The 4277-nt window shown below is 58.2% G+C and carries 4 protein-coding genes and 1 pseudogene; 4 read left to right on the forward strand and 1 reads right to left on the reverse strand.

What is annotated here, in order from left to right; translation table 11 throughout:
- Window positions 1-367, reverse strand: a pseudogene (locus tag ACIREA_RS27540) (hypothetical protein); the annotation flags it as partial.
- Between the two features lie 124 nt (window positions 368-491).
- Here ACIREA_RS27540 and ACIREA_RS27545 point away from each other — a divergent pair.
- From ACIREA_RS27545 to ACIREA_RS27560, 4 genes are all read left to right on the forward strand, one after another.
- The gene (locus ACIREA_RS27545) at window positions 492-1028 is read left to right on the forward strand and encodes a peroxiredoxin family protein (protein ID WP_397385531.1); all 537 of its coding nucleotides are present in this window, start codon (window positions 492-494) and stop codon (window positions 1026-1028) included.
- 359 nt (window positions 1029-1387) lie between these two features.
- Window positions 1388-2215, forward strand: coding sequence for a PEP-CTERM sorting domain-containing protein (locus ACIREA_RS27550; RefSeq protein WP_397385532.1), 828 nt, complete (start codon window positions 1388-1390; stop codon window positions 2213-2215).
- A gap of 54 nt (window positions 2216-2269) precedes the next feature.
- Entirely contained in the window at window positions 2270-3526 is a 1257-nt protein-coding gene (locus ACIREA_RS27555) for a hypothetical protein (protein ID WP_397385533.1), read from the forward strand.
- 106 nt (window positions 3527-3632) lie between these two features.
- Window positions 3633-4277, forward strand: a 645-nt coding sequence (locus ACIREA_RS27560) for a hypothetical protein (RefSeq protein ID WP_397385534.1), incomplete at its 3' end; no start/stop codon positions are given.

The raw sequence follows: 4277 nt of genomic DNA on the forward strand, positions 1-4277 counted from the left end.
CGAGCACGACATCCACCTGACATGCATTGCGGCTGCTGGAGAGATGAAAGGACTTCAGGTGCATGCCACTCTGAGCGGGCTGGTCTTTGCGCAGGAGGATGCGTTCGTTGGTCTTGGTGTTGACGATGACGATGGTGGGATTGTCCGCGGCGCCGTAGTGGGCGCCGATGGCGAGATCGCGAGCGAAGGAGTCCTGGGCGGCGACGGGCGCGACGGTTTTCAGGGTGAAGGGATTTTTGCTCCATCCGGCCTCATAACGTGATGCGGGGTATGCCTGCGGGGGCGTGAACACGGCGGGCCCCTCTGCGCGAATCACTCCGAGGTGAGCCAGCAGGAAGAGGAGGTAGAATCCGTGTCTGAGCGGCATTGTGGCAAAAGTGGCAGATACACCGGCATTTAAGCCTTCGAGACCAAGACTTCAATGTGACATCTTTGTTCCAGAGCGGGTTTTGACAGGTCTGATGGGTCTGTGAAGGAGGTACGACTCTCTTATGAACCGCCCTGCCCTTCTGCTGTTTGCTGCACTGAAGCTGACCGTGTGCCCGATCTTTGCCGTGGAGGATGTGGATCAGGAGGTGAAGAAGAGCACCTTGGTGGAGGTGGGGCAGATGGCTCCGGATTTCACTACGACAACGACCGATGGCCGAACGATCACACTTTCCACCCTGAAGGGCAAAGCAGTGGTGCTTTATTTTTTCTCCGCCAGCGTGGGAGCCAGCATCACTGAGTTGCAATATATAGAGAAGGAAATTTTTCAGAAACTGCTCAATCGCAATGATTTCCAATTGATCGCCATTGGACGCGGACACAGCCGCGAGGAACTCGTCAGGATTGGTGGTGAAAACAAGATCACGTTTCCTCTGGTGCCGGACCCAAACCAGGAGCTGTACCAGCGCTACTTCAGCAAGTTTGTACCACGGACCGTTGTGGTGCGCAAGGATGGCGGCATCGCGTATCTCGCCAGCGGGAGTCGTGAATCCATGGGCATCGCGGGTCTGCAGGCCGCGCTGCAAGTTTCACTGCGGTGAAGTCGCGCTGAGTCAGCCGATGGGGTTGGGAAAGTCGCCAAAGTGACAATATCTTAACATCAAAGTTCTGACCTGGATCGGCGCGCTTGATAAAACTCAGGGCAAGTACCGCCTCATTCCGAGTGTGGTATCACGCTTCTACGCTTTGCCCATTGCCTCCCATTTGAACTACAGCCGGACACTTTGCCCCGAAGGCAAGCGTGCGCCTGCGCCTGCTTTTTCAAGGGCGTGTCCAAATCGTAACCCTCAACCGTTGGAATCAGCCTGCCAAGATGGCTACTGCTGGACCGCCGGTCACAGGCAATGAGGTCTCTATTCACGGAGAAATCATTCACTTCAACCGACACCCCAAACACACCATGCAGATCAAAAACAAACACTTCCTCACCATGCTTGTCGTGGCCGGGATTTCAGTGGCAGCCTTCCCAGCGAATGCCGCCACCATCACCGTCGGGGACGTTCTCCTCGGTTTCCGTGCCACCGGTGGCACGGGGGCAAGCTCCAACCTGATCGTCAACCTCGGTCAGGCCGACACGATTTATCGTGACGCCACCTCCAACATTACCTCAGTTGCTGATATCAGCGCCTTGTTGATTAGCACTTATGGCAGTGACTGGAACACTCGCGCCGATTTGTTCTGGGGTGCAGTCGCAAACGCGAATTCCGCCGCTGATGACCCGCAGATCGATGGCGATCCAGGTGCCACGAACTATTACACGAAGGCTCAGACGACCCTGAATCCTGGAGTAAAAACCTCCAATCCAGCGAACATCACCTCGTCCACTTCACGTGTGGGCATCTCCAATAACATCCAAAGTCTGAACGACAAATTCAGTGCTACCAGCGGCACCGACAGCATCGTGATTGCCTCCACTGGTGGCACCACATGGTCTTCCAGCATCACCGCCTCCAACTTCGGTGTGGGCAGCTCCATTGAAGCCAGCAACGTCAACGGCATTGATGCCACAGGTCTGGACCTCTACCGCATTCTGGACAGCAATGCTGACGCCAACCCGAGCCAGACCGTGGGCGTCCCCCACTGGGAAGGTACGTTCACGATCAGCAGTGCTGGTGTGGTGGGCTTCGCCGCCACCTCCGCAGTGCCTGAGCCAAGCCGTGCGGTGCTCGCCGCCCTCGGACTCGGTGGTCTGCTCCTCCGCCGCCGTCGTCGCAGCCAGAAGGCCTAAGACTTCATCAATTTTTTAATATTTCTTGTTCAGATTTTTCATCTCAAATTGCCAATGAAACCATTCTTCAAAATCGCCTTGGGCGTCATCGCCCTCTCCTTCGCCCAGCAGGCTTCTGCTGACGCCACCATCCGCCTCACCGGCTCCACCGCGTTCCGCCCAGGCGTCCACAAAGGCATCATCGCCCTTTTTGGCGGTGCGGCGAACGTCAAAATTGCCTCCGGCATGACCTCTGCCAACGGCTTTAACACCGCCGCCACGCAGGGGGGCTACGAAGGTGCTGACTACACCACCATTCAGGGAACGACCTTCAGCGGCATCTCCGGCACCGTCACCATCCAGTGCTCCTGGTCCGGTTCGGCAACGGGCATCGCCGATGTGGATGCCAACACCAACATCGCCTTCATTCCCGCCGCGACTGCTGCCGCAGCCAGTGGCACGGGTTACACCTCCGCCGCCAACACCACCGGTGCCGTGAACTCCGCCACCGAGAGCGCCGCCGCCACCATCGCGTTTTCGGACGTGTATGTTGACTCGACACCCACCCCTCTGGCGGACCTTACGGACCACATCGTTGCCGTGATTCCGTTCTGCTGGGTTGCCAACAAGGGCACCACTGGCATCACCAACATCACCGCGCAGCAGGCACGTGCGATCCTCACGAAAAACCAGCCCAAGAGCTTGTTCACCGGCGTCCCCACAGACACCGACCTCGTGCTTGCAGTGGGTCGTGACAACGGCTCCGGCACCCGCATCACCTGCCTTGCGGAAACGAAGTATGGCGTGAGCACCAACGTGCAGCAGTACAAAATCACCACGGCGACAGGCGTGAACACCATCGCCCAGCTCTGGCCCGTCGGTGATGGCGTCGGTTCCGGCACGGGTGGCAACGGTGGTTATGCCTCCGGCAGCAGCATCAGAACGATCATGGCAGCCACCTCCAACACCAGCGCTTTGCAGCTCAAAAATGCTGCCGGCACCAATGTCGGCACGGCAACCCGCAACGTGACCCTGATGTCCTCCATTGGCATCTCGGACGCCAACACCTCCGTCACCAACGGTGCAACCCGCCTCTCCTATGAAGGTGTCACCTATGACGGCGGCACTCCCGACCTCATCTACCGTGGTGCCTATACTAACTGGGGCTACCTGCACCTTTACACCAAACCCACTGTCAGCGCCGATGAGCAGGCCCTCGTTGATGGCCTGACCACTCAGCTGGACGACGCCGCAGTTCTCGGCACCTCCGGTCTGCGTTTCTCCCAGATGAAAGTCTCCCGCACGACTGACGGCGCCATCGTTGGCCCCTGATATCATTGTCAGCGTTCATGCGATGCTGACCTAAGCTAAGACTTCGCTGGTGCTGACGAATGCCGTCAGCACCAGCTTTTTGTTTAATACCAGACCCCTCTTTTCCATGAGCATCATGCAACACCTGCGCCAGCAGCCACTCCTTGCCGGATCACTTGCGCTCAATCTCGCATTCGGCCTGGCTGCGGCCCTTGGCTGGCTGATTCCGGACCCCAATCCGCCCAAGCTGCCTGCCAGTCTGACAACTGCCCCAGTTGCAAAAGAAAAGAAAATTCCGACGAAGGCTGCGGCCTTTGCCAAAGCCCCGGCATTTCAGTGGAGCCAGCTTGAGGCTCCTGATTTCCCGACCTTCGTGAAGAATCTGCGTGCGATCGGCTGCCCGGAGGTGACGATCAGCGATATTCTGGCTGGTGAAGTGAATGAAATCTACGAACTCAAGATCCAGGCATTGATGCAGCAGTCCAGCACGGCTGGCGGCTATTCTTCCAAGAGCCATGCAGGAACGGCGGAGCAGGCCGCACGGAACCAATTGAACGAAGAAAAGACCCGGCTTTTGGCGAGTCTGCTGAGCCCAGTGCCAGTGGGTGATGCCACCGCAACCCACACCGGGCCGCAGTCAGCACCGCTCAGTGCCAGTGGTGCCACGCCGACCCCCAATCATGCGACGATGACTCCCGCCGCCTTTCTAGTGGGCAACAATCCACAACAGCCCGGCAACAGCCAGGAGCTATCCACCACGGCCACAGATCCT

The sequence above is a fragment of the Prosthecobacter sp. genome, assembly GCF_044373815.1.
Lineage (GTDB): Bacteria > Verrucomicrobiota > Verrucomicrobiia > Verrucomicrobiales > Verrucomicrobiaceae > Prosthecobacter.